This window comes from Pseudomonas sp. FME51 (genome assembly GCF_014897305.1).
In genome coordinates, this window is the sequence record NZ_JABUYN010000007.1 from 20,903 (window position 1) to 44,770 (window position 23,868).

Consider the following 23,868-nt stretch of genomic DNA (forward strand, 5'->3'; position numbering starts at 1 on the left):
GTCATAAAAAGAATCTGTTGTCCAGTCGGGGCAACCGCTCACGCTTCACTGTAAAACGCGGATTATAGGAACAGCCCCGAGAAGAGCGGAGCTTTATATCAAAATACGCTCGACCAGGCAATGGTTTTTCATGAAAACCTCTCATAAAAGCCCGCGTTCGGCAAAGGAAACCGGCTCACCATCTCCCACCACCAGATGATCCAGGACCCGTATATCCACCATTGCCAGCGACTCCTTGAGACGCCGGGTCAACAGCAGATCGGCCTGGCTCGGCTCAGCCACACCCGACGGGTGGTTGTGGGTCAGAATCAGCGCGGCAGCATTGTGCGACAGCGCGCGTTTGATCACCTCACGCGGATAGACGCTGGCGCTGTCCAGCGTGCCGCGAAACAGTTCCTCAAAGGCGATTACCCGATGCTGGTTATCCAGGTACAGGCAGGCAAAGACTTCATGGGGCAATGTCATCAGCTTGCTACGCAGGAAGTTGCGCACCGCACCCGGTGACGTCAGCGCGTCGCCACGCTTGATATCTTCGAACAAATGCCGCCGCCCCATTTCCATGACCGCCTGCAACTGTGCGAACTTGGCCGGTCCCAGCCCCGCGTGGCTGCAGAAGTCTGCCTGATCAGCCTGCAGCAGTGCGCGCAGACTGCCGAAGCCGTGCAACAGATCGCGCGCCAGATCCACCGCGCTACGCCCCGGCAAGCCGGTACGCAGAAAGATCGCCAGCAGCTCGGCATCGGATAGCGCCGCAGCGCCCTGCAACAATAGTTTCTCCCGGGGGCGTTCCGCCGCCGGCCAGTCGGTAATGGGCATGGCATGTGCTCCTTGCAGTCAGGCAGACACGTACTTCCCTTTTCGTGCTGGCAAAACTGGAGTATAGGCACGCGCCGCATCACGGGTCGAGCAGCGCATGGAGCGCGCGTGACGTGGTCGCCATATGGTATCGTTAGCGCCATTTGCCAGGCATGCTGGAGTCGATGATGCAGCGGTTGTTGAACAAGCAGGTGGTACTCGGAATCAGCGGCGGGATCGCTGCCTATAAAAGTGCCGAACTGGTGCGTCGACTGAAGGATGCCGGCGCCGAGGTGCGTGTGGTGATGACCCGCGCGGCCCATGAATTCATCACCCCCTTGACCCTGCAGGCGTTGTCCGGCAACCCGGTGCATGGCGACCTGCTGGATCCGGCTGCCGAGGCCGCCATGGGCCACATCGAGCTGGCACGCTGGGCCGATCTGGTATTGATCGCGCCGGCTACCGCCGATCTGATGGCCCGCCTGGCCAATGGCCGCGGAGACGACCTGCTGACGACGCTGGTGCTGGCCACCGATGCCCCCATAGCGCTGGCCCCGGCGATGAATCAGGCCATGTGGCGTGATGCGGCTACTCAGGCCAACCTGGCCACGCTGCTGCAGCGTGAGGTCAAGGTATTCGGCCCGGCTGCCGGCGAGCAGGCCTGTGGCGATATCGGTCCCGGTCGCATGCTCGAGGCCACGGACATCGCTGCCCGTTGCGCTGAGTGCTTCGAGCGCGGCCTGCTCAGTGGCCGGCATGTGCTGATCAATGCCGGGCCGACCCGCGAGGCCATCGACCCGGTGCGCTACATTTCCAACCACAGCTCCGGCAAGATGGGGTTTGCCCTGGCCGAAGCGGCTGCCGAGGCCGGTGCTCAGGTCACCCTGGTGGCCGGCCCGGTGACTCTGCCCACCCCGCCCAGAGTCAATCGCGTCGACGTGATCAGTGCTGCCGACATGCTGGCGGCCTGCGAAACTGCGCTGCCGGCGGATCTGTTCATCGCCTCGGCGGCGGTAGCGGATTACCGCCCCGCCAGCTGTGCACCCGGCAAACTGAAAAAGGATACCGCCAGCGACGACGGCATGACGCTGACCATGGTGCGCAACCCGGACATTCTCGCGACGTTGGCCAGTCACAATCAGCGCCCCGCTTTCTGTGTCGGCTTCGCCGCCGAAACCGATGATGTGCTCACCTATGCCAGCGACAAGCTGACACGCAAGAATCTCGATTTGATCATTGCCAATGACGTCAGCCAGCCGGATATCGGCTTCAACAGTGATGACAATGCCGTCACCCTGATCGACCGCAGCCTGACCCAGCACCCCCTGCCGCGCGCCAGCAAACACAAGCTGGCCCGTCAGCTCATTGCCTTCATCGCCGCTCGCCTGAATACCCCAGCCTGAGGAAATACCATGCACGCCCTGCAAGCCCGCATCCTTGACCCCCGCCTCGGCCAGCAATGGCCCCTTCCGGCCTACGCCACCGACGGCTCCGCCGGACTGGATCTGCGCGCCATGCTCGACGCTCCCCTGACGCTGGAGCCGGGTCAGACCACACTGCTGTCCACCGGAATGGCGATTTACATTGCCGATCCAGGCCTGGCTGCGATGATCCTGCCACGTTCGGGACTGGGCCATAAACATGGCATAGTGCTGGGCAATCTGGTCGGCCTGATCGACTCTGATTACCAGGGCGAGCTGATGGTCTCCTGCTGGAACCGCGGGCAACAGACCTTCACCATCGAGCCGGGCGAACGTATCGCGCAACTGGTACTGGTACCTGTGGTACAGGCACAACTGGAGATTGTCAGCGAGTTCGATAACAGCCAGCGTGGCGCGGGTGGCTTCGGACATACCGGCAGCCACTGATTTCTTTGATTTGCAGGGAGGCAATAAGAAATGAAGCTGAAAAAACCATCCATGAACCGACAACCCAGCGCCGTACCGGGCACCCTGGCGCCACTGCTGTTGATCCTCGCAGGCCTGGCTGCTGCAGGCGTCCTGTTATGGGCGCTGCTGTTTGGTCCGACAGCCGAGCACTACCGCAAGGACCTGAGCAGCGCCTACGCCAGCCAACAGCAAAGCGCTTTCAACCAGACTCTGGCGCAGCTTGATGCCGACCTGACCCGGGTCGCCGCCAACCCGCAACTACAGGCAACCCTGCAGCAAGGCGGCAACGCGACACTGGATCGCCTGCTGCATTACCAGTTCGCCGATAACCTGGCGGTCTATACACACCTGCCCGGCGCAGCACGCAGCATCGACCACGACCAGGCGCCATTGAGCTTCGCTGCTCTGGACATGATCCGACGCGCCGAGCGCGGCTTGACGGTACCGGCAGAAGCACACAAGGTCGGCGATCACTGGCGGCTATATATGGTCAAGCCGCTGCGCGCCTCACCCAAATCACCGGTCGGTGGCAGCTTGCTGGCGGTATTCGAGCTGCAGCGCCTGACCGCTGGATTGCCGCAACTGCCAGACGGCGCAGGCAAGGTCTCACTGATTCAGCAATTCCCCGCCAGCCCGACACAGCCGCTGTACCAAAGCGGCAGCGGGCATGGCGAGGTGCTCAGCCTGCCTACCGACAACCCGGCCTGGAAGCTGGCGTTTCAAGGCGGTACTGCCATGGGCGCCGGGGCACCCAACCCGCTGGTCCTGTTCGCGGCTGTTCTGCTGGTGCTGGCAGGCGCACTGGCCAGCCTGATGCTTCTGCAGCGCCGCTGGAACAAGGCGTTGACCACCGATGCCGAAACGCTGGAACAGCTGACCAAGGGACACAAGGCCGCCGGCCTGCGCCTGGGTCCACTTGAACCACTGGCCCAGAACATCATGCAGCTGGCCAGCCGCGCAGCACAGGCTCCGACCATGCCGATAGCCAAACCCAAAACCGCGATGCCGTCAGCCAAACCCGTCACCACTGAACCGCAGCTGCCAGCGCTGGAAGAGGTGCTGGATATCGACATTCTGGATGACCTGCCGGATACGCTCGCCACAGGCAGCCCGCCACCCCTGCCGGCGGAAATCTTCCGCGCCTATGATATCCGCGGCGTGGTTGGGCGCACCCTCACCGCAGACCATGTCTACTGGCTGGGCCGAGCGATTGGCAGCGAGTCGATCGATGCCGGTCAACCCAAGGTTGCAGTGGCGCGTGATGGCCGGTTATCCGGCCCCGAGCTGAGCAGCCAATTGATACGCGGCCTGACCGACAGCGGTTGTCAGGTAATCGATCTGGGCATGGTGCCGACCCCGGTGCTGTACTACGCCACCCATATCACCGAGGCCACATCGGGGGTGATGCTGACCGGCAGCCACAACCCACCGGATTACAACGGTCTGAAAGTCGTCATCGCCGGCCAGACCCTGGCCGGCGAGCGCATCAGCGCCCTGCGCCAACGCCTGGAGCAGAACAGACTGCATGAGGGCAACGGCAGCTGCGCACCGATGGAAATCCTCGAGCATTATTGCGACCGCATCGTTGATGACGTGCTGCTGGCTCGCCCGCTCAAGGTAGTAGTGGATTGCGGCAATGGCGTGGGCGGAGTGATCGCCCAGACGCTGCTGGAAAAACTCGGCTGCGAGGTGGTGGCGCTGTACTGCGAGGTGGATGGTGCATTCCCCAACCATCACCCGGACCCCGGCAAACCCGAGAACCTGCAGGATTTGCTGCTGATCGTCAAACAACACAACGCCGATCTGGGCCTGGCCTTTGATGGCGATGCCGACCGCCTCGGCGTGGTGACCGCCAACGGTGAGATCATCTGCGCCGACCGTCTGCTGATGCTGTTTGCCGAAGATATAGTGACTCGCAACCCCGGCGCCGACATCGTATTTGATGTGAAATGCACCCGCCAGCTGCCGCAGCTGATCAGCCGCCTGGGCGGGCGTCCGGTGATGTGGAAGTCCGGCCATTCGATGATCAAGGCCAAGATGCAGCAGACCAATGCGCTGCTCGGCGGCGAAATGAGTGGCCATGTGTTCTTCAAGGAACGCTGGTACGGCTTTGATGACGGACTCTACAGCGCTTGTCGCCTGCTGGAATTGATCTCGATGCTGACTCAGGATCGCGACGAGATCAATTCCCTGTTCGACCGCTACCCAACCGGTATCAATACGCCCGAACTGAACCTGACCGTGGGCGAAGAGCGCAAGTTCAGCTTGATGGAAGCGCTGGCCAGCGCAGCCGATTGGGGCGAGCAGGCGCGCATCGGCACCATTGACGGCATCCGCGTCGACTACCCTGATGGCTGGGGTCTGGTGCGTGCCTCCAATACCACACCGGTATTGGTACTGCGTTTCGAGGCCGATACCGTCGCTGCACTGGAGCGCATTCGCCAATTGTTCCGCAGCCAGCTGGCCGCCGTGGCCCCCGACCTTGATCTGACCAATTTATGACCAGGAGAATAAAATCATCATGCTGAGCCGTGACGCCGCTACCCAGGTATCCAAAATCCTGACCGAAGCGCTGCCTTATATTCAACGTTTTACCGGCAAGACCATCGTCATCAAGTACGGTGGTAACGCCATGGAAAGCGAAGAGCTGCAGGCCGGTTTTGCCAAGGATATCGTGTTGATGAAAACCGTCGGCATCAATCCGGTGGTGGTACATGGCGGCGGCCCGCAGATCGGTGATCTGCTCAAGCGCCTGAACATCGCCAGCGAGTTCATCGAAGGCATGCGCGTCACTGACAGTGCAACCATGGACGTGGTGGAAATGGTGCTCGGCGGCCAGGTCAACAAGAACATCGTCAATCTGATCAACCAGCACGGCGGCAGCGCCCTCGGCCTGACCGGTAAAGATGCCAACCTGATCCGCGCCCGCAAACTCAAAGTCACCCGCCGCACACCCGGCATGGACAAGCCGGAGATCATCGATATCGGCCATGTCGGCGAAGTGACCGAGGTCAACGTAAAGTTGATCAACCGATTGATTTCCGACGACTACATTCCGGTGATCGCGCCCATCGGCGTCGGTGAAGACGGTACCTCCTACAACATCAACGCCGACCTGGTGGCGGGCAAGGTGGCCGAAGCACTGGGCGCCGAGAAATTGATGCTGCTGACCAATATCGCCGGCCTGATGAACAAGGAAGGCAAGGTGCTGACCGGCCTGACCACCACACAGGTCGATGAGCTGATCGCTGACGGCACCATCTATGGCGGCATGCTGCCGAAGATCCGCTGTGCACTGGATGCGGTACAAGGCGGCGTGGGCAGCGCCATCATCGTCGATGGCCGGGTACCCAACGCGGTGTTGCTGGAAATTTTCACCGATACCGGCGTCGGCACCCTGATCACCAACCAACCTCAGGAGTGAGCGCTATGCAGCCGAACGACTTCCGGTTCAGCTGCCCACTGCGCGTGCGCTGGGCCGAGGCCGACCCACAGGGGATAGTCTTCAATGGGCATTATCTGACCTATGCGGACGTCGGCATCACCGAGTATTTCCGCGCCTTGAAAACGGCTCATCCGGATACCGGCATCACCGGCAGCGACTTCTTTGCCGTGCGAACCCTGCTGGAGTATCAGGCTCCGGCCTGCTTCGACGATCTATTGGATATTCATGTGCGCATCGCCCGGCTGGGCAATACCAGCATGCAGTTCGCCATTGGCATCTATCGCGAGCAGGAACTGTTGGTTACCGGTGAGATTGTCTATGTGCATGCGGACATGGAAACCCGGCGGCCCAAGACCATCGGGCAGGCTTTCCGTGACGCCGTCAGCACCTTCGAGGAAATCAGCGGCACGCTGTAAGCATAAGCACGCTTGCCGCCTGGGGAGAGTCAGGCCTCAGTCGGCAAGCAACTGTTGCAGTCGCTGCCGACGGCTGGCAAAGGCGTCGTTGACTGCGCCGACTTCCCTGCGGTTGCTGGCGATCAAACGCTGCAGGCGACCCTGCTCCGCCTCAACCTCTGACAACTCCCGCAGGATCTGCGGATCGACCTTGCGACCCGCGCGTTCCTGTGCGGCAGCGCGGCTCTGCAGATCATCCCGCTGGGCCTTCAAGGTGAGCAGACCCGCTTCGGTAGTGGCGATCAGGTTTTCGATCTGCTGAATCTGCCGCTCATGGGCACGATCCAGGTCCTTGACCCCCGAATACAAGCGCAACAGCGTTCCGTCAGCGGTAACGCGGCGCTGCTGCTCCTGCTCGGCGGCGCGCGCGGCCTCCCTCTCTTCACGAGTGGGCGCTGCCGGCACCACCAGCTTTACCCGACCATCAACGTCCAGCACCTCATAACCACGACTGACATACTGCGGCGGCACACTTCTGTCGAGTACCGTTATGCCCTTGTCATTGATGTAGCGATACAGATCGCTCGCCTCGGCGCCAACGGCCACACTACCAAGCAGCATTGCCAATGCCTGATATCCGATCCTTCTCTGCATAACGGGACCACCCTGTCCTGACTCGTATACGGCCTTGCGATCAGATGCCGTATTGCTCGCGATATGCCTGCACTGCAGGCAGGTATTTGCGCAACTGCGCATCGTCCTCCAGAAACGCCAGAATCTGGGTCAGCGATACGATACTCACCACCGGGATGCCGAAATCACGCTCGACCTCCTGAATGGCCGACAGCTCACCCTTACCGCGCTCCTGCCGATCCAGCGCCACCATCACGGCAGCCGGCTCAGCGTCGGCGGCGCGGATGATCTGCATGACCTCACGGATGGCAGTACCGGCAGTAATGACATCATCAATGATCAATACACGACCCTGCAACGGCGCACCCACCAGAGAGCCGCCCTCGCCGTGATCCTTGGCTTCCTTGCGATTAAAACAGTATGGCAGATCAATATCAAAGCTTTCAGCAAGGGAAACGGAGGTTACCGCCGCCAGCGGAATACCTTTGTAGGCCGGCCCGAAGATCATGTCGACATCCTTCGGACCACTGTGAATCAGTGCCTGTGCATAGTAGCGACCCAAGCGAGCCAGAGCGCTGCCGGTATTGAATAAACCGGCATTGAAGAAGTATGGACTCTTGCGGCCTGACTTGAGGGTGAACTCGCCGAAGCGCAAAACATCCCGGTCCAGCGCAAAACGAATGAATTCCCATTGATATTCGTGCATCTATTACCCTCGTCATTAACAAAAATCGCTTTAGCTCGGGTATCATACACGCACGATTTTGAGGGAGCCATGTATGCGAATCATCAGTCTTAATGTCAACGGTGTCGAGGCCGCGGCGGCCCGGGGTCTGTTTGACTGGCTGCGCACGCAGGATGCGGACGTTATCTGCCTTCAGGACATACGCGTCACCGCTCCCGAGCTGGAACAGGATCCTTATTGGCTTGAGGGTTACTGGCAGTATTGTTTCGAGGCAGAAGTGCCCAGCCAGGGCGGCGTAGCCATTTATACCAAGACCGCACCCAAAGCGATCATCATGGGACTCGGCTTCGAGTTGGCGGATCGTTACGGGCGCTATATCCAGGCGGATTTCGACAAGGTCAGCATTGGCTGCCTGCTGCTGCCTTCGGGTCGCGACGGTGATGCGAGCCTGAACCAGAAATTCAAGTTCATGAATGACTTCACCACCTACCTGACCAAGCAGCGCCGCAAACGCCGCGAGTTCATCTATTGCGGCTCGCTGCACACTGCCCATCTGAAGCTGGACGTGAAGAACTGGCGCGATTGCCAGCATCAACCTGGCTTCATGGCGCCGGAACGGGCCTGGATGGATGAGATCTTCGGTACTTTGGGCTATGTGGACGCGCTACGCGAAGTGACCCGCGAGTCCGACCTCTATAGCTGGTGGCCGGACAGCGAGCAAGCTCAGGACCTCAATCTGGGTCTGCGCCTGGACTATCAGATCCTTACGCCCGGCCTACGCCGTTTCGCAAAACACGCGACCATTCCGCGCAAGGTGCGTTTCTCGGAGCATGCGCCGGTCATCATCGATTATGACTGGGTGCTGAGCATCTGATCGCTCGCGGGCGCTGCCATCAGGCGCGTCCGCTTTCTCTTTCTTCTGTTTTTAGCCTTCCGTTTTGATGTTGATCAATTATTGATCGACCCTCCCCCTGTTAAACTCAACATCACTTATTACCACTTTCTCTTATACAAACGCTATTCCGTGGCCGCCTGGCAAGCGGATGCACGTTTGTCTGGTGTCGCCCTATGTCCAAACAGCTGCCACAGGATTGGGACCCCCGATCCGAAACCATTCTGCGTGATCAGCGCACCGCCTATGACGTCATGCGCAAACGCTGCCCCGTTGCCCATAGCGAATACGGCGGATGGAACCTGTTTCGTCATGCGGATGTCAGCCGCGTCCTGCTTGACCATGAGACCTTCAGCAATAAGGTATCCCGGCACATCTCCGTTCCCAACGGTATGGACCCACCGGAACATACATCCTATCGACAGATTATCGAGCCCTACTTCAGCGCCGAGCGCATGGCCGAGTTCGAGCCGATCTGCCGGGAAATAGCTGAAGATCTGGCCACCAGCACCTTGCACTACGATCGTGTCGAGTTGATGGCTGATTTCGCGCAACCCTTCGCCCTGCGCATCCAATGCGCTTTCATGGGCTGGCCCTTGAGCCTGCAGGACACCTTGTTGAGCTGGACCACAAAGAACGCCCAGGCGACTCTGTCCCGAGACCGGGCCGCGCTCGCCGAGCTGGCCGAGGAGTTCGACGCGCTGATCGCGGATCAGCTGGATACGCGCCGCCAGGCCGGCGCCAACGCTGAGGACGATGTCACCACAGCGCTGATGCAGGAACAGATCAATGGCCGGCCGCTGAGCGATCAGGAAATCGCCAGCATCCTGCGCAACTGGACGGTCGGGGAAGTGGGCACCATCGCCGCCTCGGTTGGCATCCTGGCGGAATTTCTGGCGGCCAACCCCGCAGTACAGCAACACCTGCGCGCCAACCCCGAGCTGTTGTGGCAGGCCAACGATGAAATCCTGCGCATCCATGGCCCACTGGTCGATAACCGCCGGCGCACCACCTGCCCGGTGGAACTGGGCGGGCAGCAGATCGACGCCGAGCAGCGCATTACCATCAACTGGATCTCCGCCAACCGCGACCCTGAGGTGTTTTCCGACCCCGAGCGCTTTTTCCTGGAGCGTGACCCTGCGCTGAACCTCCTGTACGGCGCGGGCGTGCATGTCTGTCCGGGGGCGCCCCTGGCACGCATGGAATTGGTGACCATCATGCGCAGCCTGCTGCAGCGCAGCAGCAACCTGCAATTGATCGCCGAGCGACCCGCTATCCTCGCCACTTATCCTTCCAGCGGCTACGCCAATCTGCCACTGCGCCTGCGCTGAGCCCTCTGATCCCTGAGCCGGGCGCGACAGATTGTCACCCGGCCATCGGGCGCCGCGGGGCGACAATCGCTGCCAAGAGGCGTATTATCCGACTGGTATTGATTCCCATTACCATAAAGGTGATCACCGACAGCTGCAAAATTATGGCAGCCAAGTGAAAAGATGCCGCTTTTATTTGTAGCCAATCATGAGTCATGGGCGGCCGCAGTTATAACCCGTATTACAGCCTCCGCCGGCTGCGCCGGTACAGCTGAGGATTCACCTATCAAAGCAATAGCAAAATTCGCCCCCCCTCTCCCCGCCCAGCAATGGGCCGTGCTGGCATCCGGCGCGGCGCTTTTGACAGCGCTGCTGATGTTGTCGCTGGCTACCGGCGCGGGTGTCTACGGCGCGTCGGAAGTTCTGGGCTATTTCCGCGGTGATGCGCTGCTGCTGGCCGATGACAAGCTGGCCATGATCATCAATACCCTGCGCCTGCCACGCACACTCGCGGCCCTGGTGGTGGGGGCCAGTCTCGCGATCGCCGCCAGCCTGCTGCAGAGCGCCACCCGCAATCCGCTGGCCGAACCGGGTTTGCTGGGCGTCAATGCCGGGGCGGTGATGGGACTGGTCGTCGGCCTGATCTATTTCGGTATCGAATCGACTCAGGGCTATCTGCTGTGGTCGAGCGCCGGCGCCCTGCTCGGCAATCTGATCGTGCTGGGCATCGGTCTGATGCTGGGCCAGGCCAGCCCACTGAAACTGATTCTCGCCGGGGTCGCGCTCAGCGCAGTGTTTGGCGGCCTGTCGAACTACCTGCTGCTGGCCAACCAGACAGCGCTGGAACAGTTCCGCTTCTGGAACCTGGGCTCGCTGTCCGCCTCGGAACTGGATGCCGTGCGCCTGATCACCCCGGTGGTGCTGGTCGCCCTGGCGCTGGCAGTCATGTTGTGCCGGCAGCTGACCCTGATGCAGATGGGTGATGCTCAGGCCAAGTCGCTGGGCATTCATACCACGCGGGTACGCATCGGTGTACTGATCGCTTCCACGCTATTCACCGCCTGCGCCATCTCCCTGGCCGGTCCGATCGGTTTTGTCGGCTTTCTCGCCGCCTACTGCGCTCGGTTGGTAGAACCGGTGAAGCTGATGCCGCAGATGCTGTTCTCCGCCCTGTTCGGCATGCTGTTCCTGTTGGCCGCCGACATCCTGGCTCGCTGGGCGATCCAACCCTTCGAGATGCCGGTAGGTACGCTGCTGGCGGTGATCGGCGCGCCAGCGCTGATTGCCATCGTGCTGCGCGGCGGCTTCCGCTCGCTGCTGACGGTGAAGTGATGATGAATACGAGTATTCCTTCCGGTGTCTGGCGCCTGCAGCTCGGCAGCGCCACCCTGCTGCTGCACCGGCGCACCTGGCTGATGACGCTGGCGATGTTGGTGATCCTGCTGGTGCTGTTCGTGCTGTCGGTGAGTCTCGGCTCGGCCAGCATGGGTATGCGCGAGGTCATCGCCACCTTCGCCGGCGAGGGCAGCAAGCTGCATGAAATCATGGTGTACAAGATCCGGCTGCCGCGCGTCACCGGCGTGGTGGTGGCGGGATTGGCCATGGGCATGGCCGGCTGCCTGATCCAGACGCTGGTGCGCAACCGATTGGCGACTCCGGACATGGTCGGCGTCAATGAGGGCGCCTCGCTGGCGGTAATCGTGTTCGCCATCTATCTCACCCTCGGCAGCTGGCCGTGGTGGGCGTCACCGCTGGGCGCAGCGCTGGCGGCGGTGGCTCTGTTTGTGCTGTGCCGTCGGCCGGGGGAGCAGGGTTATCTGTTCATCATCATCGGCATCGCGATTTCCGAGCTGTTCAATGCCCTCGGCCAGTTCGCCATGTCCACCCAGCCGTTGACCCACCTGGGTAGCATCTACCTGTGGACCATGGGCCACTTCGCCCATGTCAGCTACCAGACCATCCATCCCATCACCCTGATCCTTCTGGCCCTCTGCCCGCTGATGGCGCTGATCAATCGGCCGCTGGCGCTGCTGCGGTTCGGGGATGCCACGGCGCGCAGTCTGGGCGTCAATGTGCCGCTGGTGCAGCTGGGCATACTCGGGCTGGCGATCCTGGTGGCCTCGCTGGGCACGGCCATCGGCGGGCCGGTGATTTTCGTGGCGATGACTGCGCCGATCCTGGCGTCCTGGCTGACTCGTGACAATCTGGCGCCCATCTGGCTGGCGGCGTTGTGCGGAGCAGTCATGCTGCTGGCCAGCGACATCCTGGTGCGGGTGCTGGCCCAGCCCAATGAAATACCGACCGGCATCATGACCCGCATCCTGGGCGGTTTCTTGTTGCTCTTCCTTCTGATCAAAGACAGACAATGGTCCGACTGATGACAGTTCTGCACGCACGCAATCTGCAATTTGGCTATCACGACAAACCGGTTCTGCAGGATGTCTCCTTCAGCCTGCCACGGGGCAAGCTGATCGGCATCGTCGGCCCGAACGGCAGTGGCAAATCCACCTTGCTCAAGCTTCTGGCCCGGCAGTTGCCTCTTCAGCAGGGCGAGGTGGATATTCATGGCCAGGCGCTGGGTAGCTTCTCGACCAAGGCACTGGCCCGGCAACTGGCCTTCCTGCCGCAGCGCCCGGTCATGGCTGAAGGCATCCGGGTCGAACAACTCGTGCAGTATGGCCGCCATCCACATCAGGGCTGGCTCAATCAATGGAGCGCGGAAGACGCCCGTGAAGTGGCGCGCGCCCGCGACATCATGCAGCTCGGCCCGATCTGGCAGCGCATCGCCTCTTCGCTATCCGGCGGCCAGGCTCAACGCGCCTGGTTGGGGATGATACTGGCGCAGAATACCGGCCTGATTCTGCTCGACGAGCCCACCAGCGCACTGGATATTGGCCTGCAGACCGAGGTGATGGAGTCCATTCGTCAGATCACCACCGAAGACCGCACAGTTTTGATCGTCATCCACGATCTGGGCATGGCGGCTCGCTACTGTGACGAGTTGGATGAAGGACGTATCGCCGCCATGGGCCCAGCACGCGACGTCATCACCAAGGCGCTGGTAGACCGGTTGTACCACACCAATGTGGATATTCTCGCGGCGCCGGATGACGGGGCGCCGGTAATAGTGCCACGCCGGCGTATCCGTGATACCGCTGCAAACCTGTGACAAATCGCCCACTCATGAGAATCGTTAGCAATAAATGTTGTCATCATCCCACCTTCCTACTTACACAGGATCCCCATGACCAAATCAATCTATCGCAATGCCATCTTGCTTCTGCTGACAGGCCTGACCAGCCTCGGTGCGCTGGCCGACACCCGCCAGATCGAAGATGCTCAGGGTAACCAATTGACCGTGCCCGCCGAGCCGAAGCGCATCGTGACCCTCAGTGAGCTGGATCTGGACGTCGCACTGGCCCTCGGTATTGAACCGGTGGGTACCACCGACGGTCGCGGCCAGGCTGCACCGCCGCGCTACCTTGAAGGCCGCGTGCCGGCGCAGACCCGCTCGGTCGGCATCCTCAACAATCCCAATCTGGAAGCTCTGCTGGAACTGCAGCCGGACCTGATTCTTACCGGTCCGCAGAAGCCCGAGCAGTTGGCGATTCTCAATGAAATCGCCCCGACTGCGGTGTCCTACGCGCTGGGCGAATACTGGATGGACGCCACGCTGCGCGTCGCCAATATCCTCAACCGCGAAGCTGAAGGCCAGGCGTTGTTGGAACGCTATAAAACGCGCGCCGCCGAAGGTCGTGAAAAGTTGAGCGAGCACCAGGGCGAAACGATCAGCATCACCCGCTGGAATCCCAAGGGACCGGCCTACATGCTCAAGGATTCCTTCGCCAGCACCGTTGCCCATGACCTGGGACTGGTACGCCCGGCCCATCAGCAGGAGCCCGGCACTACCCACTCCATGTCCCTGAGCCTGGAATCACTGGCTATGCTGGATGCAGATTGGCTGGTCATCGGTACTCTGGCTACCACCGGCGACGCGGTGGATGCCATGCGCCAGGCGGAGCAAACGCCCATGTTCCAGCACCTGGAAGCGACCAAAGCCGATCATTACAGCGCCGTCGATGGCTCCGTATGGACCTCCACCGGCGGGCCGCTGGCGGCGCTTCAGGTGGTCGAGGATATCGAAACCATGATTCTGGAGAGTGAAGAGAACGCCACCGCCGTCGCCGCTAACCGCTGACCCCTGCCATACCCGGCTCGCTCAGGAAGACCGAGCCGGCGGCAACCACAGCCGTTCCAACCGACGCCGGCCCAGCTCCGCACCCGCGCACAACGCCTGGAACCCGCAATGACCACGCCAGCCGGTCTTCAGCAGCCGTTCCCAGAAGCTCACGTCGCCCTGCAGCGTATTGATATCCTGCCGCCGCCGCAGTAGCGCGGCCAGTTCACCCGGCCGGTTGTGCAACGCCGTCGGCGTGATTTCAATAAAACCGCCCACCCACAGCGGTCCGAGTATCTCCAGTATCGCCGCCTCATCAATCAACTCGCTGGCAGCCAGCCAGCGGGTACCGGCACAGGCCTGGGCGCGTTCGGTGATGCGCTGCAGATAGCCAGCCAATTCCTGGTGACTGAGCTGCAGATCGCCCCGCCCGGTAACCTCCGCCGGCAACAGGCAGGCAACCCGTTGCTTATCCTGTTCAGGCCAGGCGTCACCGCTCCCCAGCCCCGGACGCAGACCGAGCACTGGCACCGGGAACGCGCCCCTCAGGGGCGTGCCCATCACCACCAGTTGGACATTCACTCGGCGCGCCATGGACTGCAGGCGAGGCAACGGCAACCGGGGTTCCAGCGGCACGAAGCAGACCCCGAGCCGGATGCAGGCCAGCAACATCACCACCAACTCAGCCGAACGTTCCAGACATACGCCCACCCGATCTCCGGAACGAATCCCGTGCTCGGTCAATTGGTCAGCCATGTAGGCGGCGCGGGCTGCCAGCCACCCGTAATTGTGCTGTTCCCCATCACAACCCAGCGCAGCCAGGCCAGCCTGCCGCTGGCATACCGTACTCAGATGCGAACCGAGGCTCGAATCATTGGATGAATCATCGAAGCAGAGCATGACACCCCCCTGTAGCCCTCACTCAACTACAAATGAGAACCATTAACATTAACTATAGGAGAAGGTAATCGCTACTTACGACAGCGTCAATTCGAATCGCCGACTTTCATCATCTGGCCAGACACGGACACGAAACGCAGAATGAATTGGGAAAGGAAAAAAGCCGGCCACCGGGAGGTGGCCGGCCGGCGTCACTTGATGAGACGCAGACAGAACGGATAACGGTAGGCAGTGCCTTCATTGGCCTTGATCGCAGCAATGATCATCAGCACGATAGCGCCGATCCCCACCACCCAGATCAGCAGAAAGCCGATCGCCACGATCATCAGCAGCAGACATACTGCCACCGCGATAGCCACGGTGATCTGGAAATTGAGTGCTTCCTTGCCCTGGTCATCGACAAAGGGATGCAAATCCTTCTTCAGCTGCCAGACGATCAATGGACCGATCAGACTACCGATCACCGGAATGAAATACCCCAGAAAACCCGCCAGATGCGCAATCATTGCCCACAGGCGCGCATCCGAACCGGGCTCCAGCGCTTCAATGCGCGACTCTTCATCAATCATGTTCGCTGCTCCTTGTGTTATCGATGGATAACCTGCTTAACGTCAGGATAGCCGAACTCCGCAGGTCCGCCGGCTCAGTCTTCCAGCGCAGACAGCTGGCAGGCAAACAGATCGGTGATGCCCGCTCTGGCCAGCTCCAGCATGGCGGTGAGCTCTTCGGGCGAGAACGGCGCGGCCTCGGCAGTCCCCTGCACCTCGATGAAGCCGCCCTTGTCGGTCATCACCACGTTCAGGTCGGTGTCAGCGGCGGAGTCTTCCGGGTAATCCAGATCCAGCACCGGCACGCCCTGATAGATACCCACCGAGATCGCTGCGATCATCTGCACTGTCGGCACCCGCTTGATGGCACCGCGCTTTTTCATCGAACGCAGCGCATCGACCAATGCCACGCAGGCGCCTGTAATGGACGCAGTACGAGTGCCGCCGTCGGCCTGAATCACATCGCAGTCGATATAGATGGTGTTCTCGCCCAGCGTCTTGAGATCCACCGCTGCACGCAGCGAACGGCCGATCAGCCGCTGAATCTCCAATGTACGACCGCCCTGCTTGCCCTTGCTGGCTTCGCGCTGCATGCGCTCACCGGTCGCCCGCGGCAGCATGCCGTATTCGGCGGTGATCCAACCCTGCCCGGTACCGCGCAGAAAACGCGGAACGCCACCTTCCACACTGGCAGTACAGATCACCTTGGTATCACCGAACTCGACCAGCACCGAACCCTCGGCATGCTTGGTGTATTGGCGGGTCAGGGTTACCTGACGCATCTGGTCTGCTGCGCGGCCGCTGGGTCGTATCATCTATCCAATTCCTTGTACTGCATGTATGTGCGGCGATTATACGGGGCCTGTCCAAGGGTACAACAGCGGGCTGTACCCCCATCCCGACTGGCGGAGTACAATGCCGCTCCGGCAAACAGCAAAACAATCAGGAGTGGACCCATGGTATTCAGCATGACGGCCTTTGCCCGCAGCGAAATCAGCACCGATCAGGGCAACCTGGCGTGGGAGTTGCGCTCGGTCAACCATCGTTACCTGGAGGCCACCCTGCGCCTGCCCGACGCCTTCCGTGATCTGGAAGGCCCGCTGCGTGAGCGTCTGCGCAAGCAGCTGGCGCGCGGCAAGGTGGAATGCACCCTGCGCTTCAATCCCGTCACCGACGCCCATCCGGATTTAAGCCTCAACCAGCCCTTGCTCAACCAGCTCATCGAGGCCGCTGGACGAATCCGCAGCCAACTGGACAATCCCGCACCGATCAACCCACTGGAACTGCTGGCCTGGCCCGGCGTGCTCGGTGGCAGTGAGCAGGACCAGCCCGACCTGCTGAAACAGGCAGACACCCTGTTCAACCAGGCACTGGATGAACTCAAGCAACACCGTGCACGGGAGGGCGCCGAACTGCGCGCATTGATCGCAGAGCGTCTGGACAGCATGGCCGAACGCGTCATCACCCTGCGCGAGATGATGCCCACTCTGCTCGCCACTCACCGGCAGAAACTCATCGATCGATTCAACGAAGCTCAACTGGAGCTCGACGTCACGCGCATCGAACAGGAACTGGTGATGCTGGCGCAGAAGATCGACGTCGCCGAGGAACTCGATCGCATCGACACCCACATCACCGAAACCCGCCACGTGCTGAATGGCAAAGTCGCCATGGGCCGCCGCCTGGACTTCCTGATGCAGGAATTCAACCGCGAAGCCAACACCCTCGGCTCCAAGGCCATCGATGCGCGCAGCACCCAGGCGGCGGTGGATCTGAAGGTGTACATCGAGCAGATGCGCGAGCAGGTGCAGAATATCGAGTGACGCTGTCGGGTATAGCCGGCTGGCGCTATGAACTGCTCACCATCTGCAACCCCACCACCGACAACACCAGACTGGTGAGAAAAAACAGGCGCCAGAAGGTCACCGGCTCGTCGAACAGCAAAACGCCGGCGACCACCGTACCGAAGGCGCCGATCGCGCCCCAGACTGCGTAGGCAGTGCCCACCGGAATGGCTTTGTCACCGCCCATGGCCTTGAATAGCAGGTACATGCTGATCGTGACGCACACCGCAAACACCACCAGCCAGAGCGCCAGCGGCTTCCCGCTGGCCTGCTGCGCCTTGCCGAGGCTGATGGCAAAGCCGGTTTCGAACAGCCCGCCGATGATCAGCATGATCCAGTTGATGCTCATGTGTTGCCCTCTATGCCCACGAAAAGCCAGCCCAGCAAGCTACCTCAAAGTCAGAAGATTGGGAATCTACGCCCCCTGCCCATCCTGACGTCGCAAGTGCCGACTGTTATCATGTGCGGTTCATTCACCCCGCACTGAAGCCACTATCTTGTCTCCATCAGCTACTCGCTTGACCGTTTACCGTCAGCCCGGCTTCATGCCCTTTGTCATCGCCCGCCTGCTGGCGGTGTTCGCCATGCAGATCCAGGCCATCGTCGTGGCTTGGCAGATCTATGAAGTCACTGGCGACCCATTATCGCTGGCCTGGGTCGGGCTGGCGCAGTTCCTGCCGATGCTGTTCCTGCTGATGCCCGCGGGCGACCTGATCGATCGTTACAATCGCAAGCTGATTCTCAGCCTGTCATGGTTGGGCGCGGCGCTGTGCAGCGGTATTCTGCTGTGGTTGTCGACGCTCGATGAGCCCAATCTTGCCTGGTTCTACGGCGCGCTGGTGCTGTACGGTTGTTCACGGGCGTTCATCGGGCCGGCACTGCAGAGTCTATTGCCGCAGATCGTGCCGCGTGACCAACTGGCCCAGGCGATCGCTGCCAACAGCACCATCATGCGCACCGCGACCATCCTCGGCCCGGTGCTGGGCGGCGTGCTCTACGCCATCGGTGGCGGCGAACTGACCTATACCATTTGCATGCTGTGCTTTGCCGGCGGGCTGGTCCTGCTCAGCCAAGTGCCGGTGCTTTATGCCGAAGCCATGCAGATGACCGAGAGCTCCGGCTGGAAACGCTTCACCGCCGGGCTGCATTTCATCCGCTCACGCCCGATCATTCTCGGTACCATTTCCCTGGATCTGTTCGCCGTGTTGCTCGGCGGGGTGATTGCACTGCTGCCGATCTATGCCAGCGATGTGCTGCATGTCGGTCCCGAAGGGCTGGGCATTCTGCGCAGCGCCATGGCGGTCGGGGAAATCTGCGTTGGCTTGTACCTGAGCACCAAACCATTCAACCGCAATGTCGGCAGCACCATGTTCATCGCTGTAGCGATATTCGGCGTGGCCAATCTGGTATTCGCGCTGTCGACGCTGTTCTGGCTGTCCTTTGCGGCGCTGCTGGTTGCCGGTGCCGCCGATATGGTCAGCGTGTACATCCGCTCGGCACTGATCCAGTTTTCCACGCCGGATTCCATGCGCGGCCGGGTCAATGCGGTCAACATGCTGTTTATCGGCTCCTCGAATGAACTGGGCAATTTCCGCGCAGGCACCAGCGCGGCCTGGTTCGGTGCGGTACCTGCGGCGCTGATTGGCGCACTCTGTACCCTGGGCGTCGTGGCCGGCTGGACCGCTGCATTCCGTCCGCTGCGTCAGGTTGACCGCTTCGAGGACGCATCGCCCGAGCGCCAGCCGGACACCCGATGAAATGACGCCGCCGCCCAATGTCTTTATAATCCCGCCACGCCGACGACCCCATCAGGAATATCACCCATGACCCAAGCCACCGGTACTCTTTATATCGTTTCCGCCCCGTCCGGTGCGGGCAAGACCAGCCTGGTCAAGGCGCTGATCGAGCAGATCGATACGCTGCGGGTGTCGGTATCCCACACCACGCGGGCGATGCGCCCCGGCGAGACGGACGGGGTCAACTACCATTTCACCCGCCGCGAAGACTTCCTCGAACAGGTCGGCAAAGGCGATTTCCTCGAGCATGCGGAAGTCTTCGGCAATCTCTACGGCACTTCCCAGAGCACCGTGGAACGCACCCTGGCGGCAGGCCATGACCTGATTCTGGAGATCGACTGGCAAGGTGCCCAACAGGTGCGCCGCGCCCTGCCCCAGGCCCGCTCCATCTTCATCCTTCCGCCAAGCAGCGCGGCACTGCAGGACCGCCTGAGCAACCGCGGACAGGACAGCGACGAAGTCATTGCCGGACGCATGACCCAGGCCATCGATGAAATGAGCCATTACGTGGAATACGACTACATTGTCATCAATGACGACTTCCATACGGCTCTGGATGACATGAAATCCATACTGCGCTGCGGTCGTCTGACCCTGGCACATCAGCAGAATCTCAATACGCAGCTGCTCACCGCGCTGTTGTCAGAGTGAGTCGCTAACAGGTAAACTGTTCGGTCCTGCGTTTTTACCCATTTTATCTGCCGTTCGGAGTACACCATGGCCCGCGTCACTGTTGAAGACTGCCTGGAAAATGTAGACAACCGCTTTGAGCTGGTCATGTTGGCCACCAAACGTTCGCGTCAGATTGCCACTGGCGGCAAGGAACCTAAAGTTGCATGGGAAAACGACAAGCCCACCGTCGTCGCCCTGCGCGAAATCGCTGAAGGCTTGATCTCCTACGAGATCATGGCGGAAGAAGCCCTGCAAGATCAGCAGGAACCGCTGTACTCGCTGGAAACCGAACTGCCGGAATAAGCCATTGCGATGGCCATGCAACCTCGTCCAAACTGCCCATACATCAGGGTGCAGGAGGTTTGCATGTCCGGAATAGAGGTTTTTGCCGATCGGCTGGATAACTATCTCGAGCCCGATCAGGTCAATCTGGTACGGCGTGCCTACTTCTACGCGGAGCAGGCCCATGACGGCCAGACCCGCCGCAGCGGCGAACCCTACGTCACTCACCCGCTGGCGGTAGCCAATATCCTTGCCGACATGCACATGGACCATCAGAGCCTGATGGCCGCCATGCTGCATGACGTGATCGAGGATACCGGCATCCCCAAGGAAGCCTTGGTCACCCAGTTTGGCGACACAGTGGCGGACCTGGTCGACGGGGTCAGCAAACTGACCCAGATGACCTTCGAAACCAAGGCCGAGGCGCAGGCCGAGAACTTTCAGAAAATGGCTCTGGCCATGGCCCGGGATATCCGGGTAATCCTGGTCAAGCTTGCCGACCGCCTGCACAACATGCGCACTCTGGGCGCATTGAAGCCGGAAAAACGCCGACGTATCGCCCGCGAAACCCTGGAAATCTACGCCCCCATCGCCAATCGTCTGGGTATGCATAGCCTGAGCACCGAGTTCGAGGATCTGGGCTTTCAAGCCATGTATCCGATGCGCTCGCGGATGATTGCCCAGGCTGTGCGTGATGCCCGCGGCAATCGCAAGGAGCTGCTGAACCGGATTCTCGAATCACTGGAAGCCTGTCTCGAACGTGAAGGGTTGCCGGGCAAGGTGCTGGGCCGCGAAAAGCACCTGTATGGCATCTACGAGAAAATGCGCGAAAAGCGCAAGGCATTCAACGAGATCATGGACGTCTATGCGTTCCGTATCATCGTCGACAAGGCCGACACCTGCTATCGCGTGCTGGGCGCCGTGCACAGCCTGTACAAGCCCTTTCCCGGGCGGTTCAAGGACTATATCGCGATCCCCAAAGCCAACGGCTACCAATCCCTGCATACCACGCTGTTCGGCATGCATGGCGTACCGATCGAGATTCAGATTCGCACGCAGGAAATGGAAGAGCTGGCCAACAACGGTATCGCTGCGCATTGGGTGTACAAGTCCAAGGACGAGGTAATCAACGGCAATCATGCGCGCACCCGCCAGTGGCTCAAGGGTGTACTCGAGTTGCAACAACGGGCTGGCAACTCGCTGGAGTTCATCGAGAACGTCAAGATCGACCTGTTTCCCGATGAAGTCTACATTTTCACCCCGAAAGGCCGCATCATGGAGCTCGCCAAGGGCTCCACACCCGTGGATTTCGCCTATGCGGTACACACCGACGTGGGCAACAGCTGCATCGCCTGCCGCATCAATCGCCGGTTGGCGCCGCTGTCCGAGCCACTGGAAAGCGGTCAGACCGTGGAAATCATCACCGCTCCCGGCGCCCGCCCGAACCCCGCATGGCTGAACTTCGTGATAACCGGCAAGGCGCGCAGCAATATCCGCCACCTGCTCAAACATCAACGCCACTCCGAATCCATCGCCCTCGGCGAGCGTCTACTGGACAAGGTTCTGGTCAGCTTCGACAGCAGTCTGGAGCAGATCCCCGAGCGGCAGATCAAGCGCGTTCTGGCCGATTGCCGCATGGAGACGCTGGAAGACCTGCTGGCGGATATCGGGCTGGGTAATCGCATGGCCTATGTCACCGCGCGCCGCCTGCTGGCGGGCGATACTACGGCCGAGGCAACCCGCAGCGATGCGGTTATCCAACAGCCCAGCAGTGAAGAGAAACCCCTGGCCATTCGCGGTACCGAAGGGCTGGTGGTCAGCTTTGCACGTTGCTGCAACCCTATTCCGGGCGATCCCATTGTCGGCTTCCTCACCACCGGCAAGGGCATGGTCATTCACCAGGAAAACTGCAAAAACCTGGCGGAACACCACGACAATAATGAAAATATCCTGCAATTAACCTGGGACAAGGACGTCGCTGGCGAGTTTACCGTGGAGCTACGTGTGGAACTGGAACATCAGCGCGGCATCATTGCCCAGCTGGCCACCAGTATCACCGTGGCTGACGCCAGTATCGACAAGATCAGTGTGGATGAACGCGACGGCCGGGTTAGCGTAGTGCAGTTGGTGCTGCGCGTGCGCGGCCGACTGCACCTTTCCCAATTGATCAAGCGTATCCGTGTACTGCAAGGTGTTATGCGGATAACGCGCCTCAAAAATTGACCCCAATGGAGACATTCATGAACAAGCAAGTCATCACCAGCGAACACGCGCCGGCCGCCATCGGTCCTTACTCCCAGGCGATCAAGGTCGGCAATACCGTGTACCTGTCAGGCCAGATCCCACTGGACCCCAAGACCATGGACGTGGTTGAAGGCTTTGAAGCTCAGGTTTGCCGTGTATTCGACAACCTGGCACTGGTCGCCGAAGCGGCCGGTGGCAAGCTGCAGGACATCGTCAAGTTGAACATCTTCCTGACCGACCTGAACAACTTTGCCACCGTCAACGAAATCATGGGCCGCTATTTCGAGCAGCCTTATCCCGCCCGTGCCGCCATCGGCGTCGCCGCCCTGCCCAAGGGTGTGCCGGTGGAAATGGACGGTATTCTGGTCGTCGGCTAAGCCAACGCCCATCGCGGCAGAGGCCGCCCCTGCAGAAAGCCATCGACACACGGCTTTTCTGCGGGGACGGCCTTGGCCGCGAGGCTTTTCAGGCAGATACCTACCGCAGCTACTCAAGCATGCTTGAGTAGCCTTCCCGATAACTCGGATATTGCGGCTCCCAACCCATTTCGCGCGCCAGCTCATTGCTGCAACGCTTGCTGCCAACCCGATTGGCGGTCGGCCCTTCTCCCAGCAACTCCACTCCCAGCTGTTCTGCCAACCAACCTGCCACTTCACGCAGGGGTGCCGGCTCGTCGTCCACGCCCAGGTAACAGGGCGCCAGCAGTTCTCCCTGATCCGCTTCCAGCAACAGAAATTCCAAGAGGCTGGCAGCGTCATCCCGATGGATGCGGTTGGTGTATTGCACCGGAATGTCCGGCACATGCAGACCGTTGCGAACCTGTTCTATCAGGCGATTGCGCCCCGGACCGTAAATACCACCCAAGCGCACTACCGATGCCGGTACGCCACTGCGCAGCGCCACGTCTTCTGCCTGGATCAATAACGGCGCCGTTGCTGACGCTGCCAGCGCCGCACTGTTCTCGGTCACCCACTCGCCTGCGCTCTGAGCGTAGACGGCGGTGCTGGATACCTGCAGCAGATGACGCAACCTGTGACGGCTGTCTTTCAACCAGTTCAGCACATGCTGCAAACCTTCGACATAGAGGCTCTGGTACAGCTCAGGATCGCGACGGCCGGCAGCAGGGCAATACACCAGATAATCTACCTTGTCCGGCCAGTCCGCCGGCTTTTGGGGGTCAGTCAGATCGGCAGCGATGCGGCCAATGCCTTCCGGCAGGGTGGATGGATCCCGGCGCAGGCCGCTGACCTGCCAACCGCGCTGCAATAAACGCTCGGCAAGCGCTCTTCCTACGTCGCCGCAGCCGGCAATAACTACATGTTTCATGCTGATTGTTTTCCTCTATCGATCAACCCGCTATG

At 60.8% G+C, this 23,868-nt stretch carries 25 protein-coding genes; 17 read left to right on the forward strand and 8 right to left on the reverse strand.

Annotation, left to right across the window (positions count from 1 at the left end; all coding sequences use genetic code 11):
* Window positions 1-141 precede the first annotated feature (141 nt).
* The gene (gene radC, locus INT39_RS13240) at window positions 142-816 is read right to left on the reverse strand and encodes a RadC family protein (RefSeq protein WP_193074431.1); all 675 of its coding nucleotides are present in this window, start codon (window positions 814-816) and stop codon (window positions 142-144) included.
* Between the two features lie 167 nt (window positions 817-983).
* On the opposite strand from radC, the gene coaBC reads away from it, so the two are divergent.
* The 5 genes from coaBC to INT39_RS13265 are packed head-to-tail and all read left to right on the forward strand — an operon-like array spanning window position 984 to window position 6,545.
* Window positions 984-2,198 (forward strand): bifunctional phosphopantothenoylcysteine decarboxylase/phosphopantothenate--cysteine ligase CoaBC, encoded by a 1,215-nt coding sequence (coaBC, locus tag INT39_RS13245; protein WP_193074432.1) that lies wholly within the window; start codon window positions 984-986, stop codon window positions 2,196-2,198.
* 9 nt (window positions 2,199-2,207) lie between these two features.
* Window positions 2,208-2,663 (forward strand): dUTP diphosphatase, encoded by a 456-nt coding sequence (dut, locus tag INT39_RS13250; RefSeq protein ID WP_193074433.1) that lies wholly within the window; start codon window positions 2,208-2,210, stop codon window positions 2,661-2,663.
* A 30-nt stretch (window positions 2,664-2,693) separates the two neighbouring features.
* Window positions 2,694-5,186, forward strand: coding sequence for a phosphomannomutase/phosphoglucomutase (locus INT39_RS22835; protein WP_193074434.1), 2,493 nt, complete (start codon window positions 2,694-2,696; stop codon window positions 5,184-5,186).
* Between the two features lie 16 nt (window positions 5,187-5,202).
* A complete protein-coding gene (argB, locus tag INT39_RS13260; protein WP_193074658.1) occupies window positions 5,203-6,108 on the forward strand; it encodes an acetylglutamate kinase in 906 nt (301 codons plus the stop codon).
* A 5-nt stretch (window positions 6,109-6,113) separates the two neighbouring features.
* Window positions 6,114-6,545, forward strand: coding sequence for an acyl-CoA thioesterase (locus INT39_RS13265; protein ID WP_193074436.1), 432 nt, complete (start codon window positions 6,114-6,116; stop codon window positions 6,543-6,545).
* Window positions 6,546-6,581: 36 nt separating this feature from the next.
* Here INT39_RS13265 and INT39_RS13270 read toward each other — a convergent pair whose 3' ends face one another.
* Window positions 6,582-7,178: a DUF4124 domain-containing protein gene (locus INT39_RS13270; protein ID WP_193074437.1), complete on the reverse strand. Its 597-nt coding sequence runs from the start codon at window positions 7,176-7,178 to the stop codon at window positions 6,582-6,584.
* Window positions 7,179-7,218: 40 nt separating this feature from the next.
* Window positions 7,219-7,863 (reverse strand): orotate phosphoribosyltransferase, encoded by a 645-nt coding sequence (gene pyrE, locus INT39_RS13275; protein WP_193074438.1) that lies wholly within the window; start codon window positions 7,861-7,863, stop codon window positions 7,219-7,221.
* A 73-nt stretch (window positions 7,864-7,936) separates the two neighbouring features.
* Between pyrE and INT39_RS13280 the strand changes: the two genes are divergently transcribed.
* The 6 genes from INT39_RS13280 (at window position 7,937) to INT39_RS13305 (ending at window position 14,242) form a co-directional block, all read left to right on the forward strand.
* Complete coding sequence (locus INT39_RS13280; protein ID WP_193074439.1) at window positions 7,937-8,716, forward strand: exodeoxyribonuclease III; 780 nt, start codon at window positions 7,937-7,939, stop codon at window positions 8,714-8,716.
* Window positions 8,717-8,910: 194 nt separating this feature from the next.
* On the forward strand, window positions 8,911-10,065 hold the full coding sequence (locus tag INT39_RS13285; protein ID WP_193074440.1) for a cytochrome P450: 1,155 nt from the start codon (window positions 8,911-8,913) through the stop codon (window positions 10,063-10,065).
* A gap of 315 nt (window positions 10,066-10,380) precedes the next feature.
* On the forward strand, window positions 10,381-11,376 hold the full coding sequence (locus tag INT39_RS13290; protein WP_319021360.1) for an iron ABC transporter permease: 996 nt from the start codon (window positions 10,381-10,383) through the stop codon (window positions 11,374-11,376).
* Between the two features lie 2 nt (window positions 11,377-11,378).
* Entirely contained in the window at window positions 11,379-12,422 is a 1,044-nt protein-coding gene (locus INT39_RS13295; protein WP_193074442.1) for a FecCD family ABC transporter permease, read from the forward strand.
* Window positions 12,422-13,213 carry an ABC transporter ATP-binding protein gene (locus INT39_RS13300; RefSeq protein ID WP_193074443.1) on the forward strand — a complete coding sequence of 264 codons (792 nt, stop codon included), beginning with the start codon at window positions 12,422-12,424 and terminating at the stop codon, window positions 13,211-13,213. Before INT39_RS13295 ends, INT39_RS13300 begins: the two co-directional genes overlap by 1 nt.
* A gap of 75 nt (window positions 13,214-13,288) precedes the next feature.
* Window positions 13,289-14,242 (forward strand): iron-siderophore ABC transporter substrate-binding protein, encoded by a 954-nt coding sequence (locus INT39_RS13305; protein ID WP_193074445.1) that lies wholly within the window; start codon window positions 13,289-13,291, stop codon window positions 14,240-14,242.
* A 21-nt stretch (window positions 14,243-14,263) separates the two neighbouring features.
* Here the strand turns inward: INT39_RS13305 and INT39_RS13310 are convergent, their stop codons facing one another.
* From INT39_RS13310 to rph, 3 genes are all read right to left on the reverse strand, one after another.
* Window positions 14,264-15,121, reverse strand: coding sequence for an AMP-binding protein (locus INT39_RS13310; protein WP_193074447.1), 858 nt, complete (start codon window positions 15,119-15,121; stop codon window positions 14,264-14,266).
* A 191-nt stretch (window positions 15,122-15,312) separates the two neighbouring features.
* On the reverse strand, window positions 15,313-15,687 hold the full coding sequence (locus INT39_RS13315; protein ID WP_413468927.1) for a DUF4870 domain-containing protein: 375 nt from the start codon (window positions 15,685-15,687) through the stop codon (window positions 15,313-15,315).
* 77 nt (window positions 15,688-15,764) lie between these two features.
* Window positions 15,765-16,484 carry a ribonuclease PH gene (gene rph, locus INT39_RS13320; RefSeq protein WP_193074451.1) on the reverse strand — a complete coding sequence of 240 codons (720 nt, stop codon included), beginning with the start codon at window positions 16,482-16,484 and terminating at the stop codon, window positions 15,765-15,767.
* 141 nt (window positions 16,485-16,625) lie between these two features.
* Here rph and INT39_RS13325 point away from each other — a divergent pair, with 141 nt between their 5' ends.
* Window positions 16,626-17,492, forward strand: coding sequence for a YicC/YloC family endoribonuclease (locus tag INT39_RS13325; RefSeq protein ID WP_193074453.1), 867 nt, complete (start codon window positions 16,626-16,628; stop codon window positions 17,490-17,492).
* A gap of 25 nt (window positions 17,493-17,517) precedes the next feature.
* On the opposite strand, the gene INT39_RS13330 is transcribed toward INT39_RS13325, so the two are convergent.
* Entirely contained in the window at window positions 17,518-17,862 is a 345-nt protein-coding gene (locus tag INT39_RS13330) for a DMT family transporter (protein WP_226944777.1), read from the reverse strand.
* Window positions 17,863-18,010: 148 nt separating this feature from the next.
* Here INT39_RS13330 and INT39_RS13335 point away from each other — a divergent pair, with 148 nt between their 5' ends.
* The 5 genes from INT39_RS13335 (at window position 18,011) to INT39_RS13355 (ending at window position 22,884) form a co-directional block, all read left to right on the forward strand.
* Window positions 18,011-19,270 carry an MFS transporter gene (locus INT39_RS13335; protein ID WP_226944778.1) on the forward strand — a complete coding sequence of 420 codons (1,260 nt, stop codon included), beginning with the start codon at window positions 18,011-18,013 and terminating at the stop codon, window positions 19,268-19,270.
* A 66-nt stretch (window positions 19,271-19,336) separates the two neighbouring features.
* A complete protein-coding gene (gene gmk, locus INT39_RS13340; protein WP_193074455.1) occupies window positions 19,337-19,960 on the forward strand; it encodes a guanylate kinase in 624 nt (207 codons plus the stop codon).
* A gap of 66 nt (window positions 19,961-20,026) precedes the next feature.
* Window positions 20,027-20,284: a DNA-directed RNA polymerase subunit omega gene (gene rpoZ, locus INT39_RS13345; RefSeq protein WP_193074457.1), complete on the forward strand. Its 258-nt coding sequence runs from the start codon at window positions 20,027-20,029 to the stop codon at window positions 20,282-20,284.
* 63 nt (window positions 20,285-20,347) lie between these two features.
* On the forward strand, window positions 20,348-22,486 hold the full coding sequence (gene spoT / locus INT39_RS13350; protein WP_193074459.1) for a bifunctional GTP diphosphokinase/guanosine-3',5'-bis pyrophosphate 3'-pyrophosphohydrolase: 2,139 nt from the start codon (window positions 20,348-20,350) through the stop codon (window positions 22,484-22,486).
* Window positions 22,487-22,503: 17 nt separating this feature from the next.
* Entirely contained in the window at window positions 22,504-22,884 is a 381-nt protein-coding gene (locus tag INT39_RS13355) for a RidA family protein (RefSeq protein WP_193074461.1), read from the forward strand.
* 109 nt (window positions 22,885-22,993) lie between these two features.
* Here the strand turns inward: INT39_RS13355 and INT39_RS13360 are convergent, their stop codons facing one another.
* Window positions 22,994-23,839 (reverse strand): SDR family oxidoreductase, encoded by an 846-nt coding sequence (locus INT39_RS13360; protein ID WP_193074661.1) that lies wholly within the window; start codon window positions 23,837-23,839, stop codon window positions 22,994-22,996.
* Window positions 23,840-23,868: the final 29 nt, after the last annotated feature.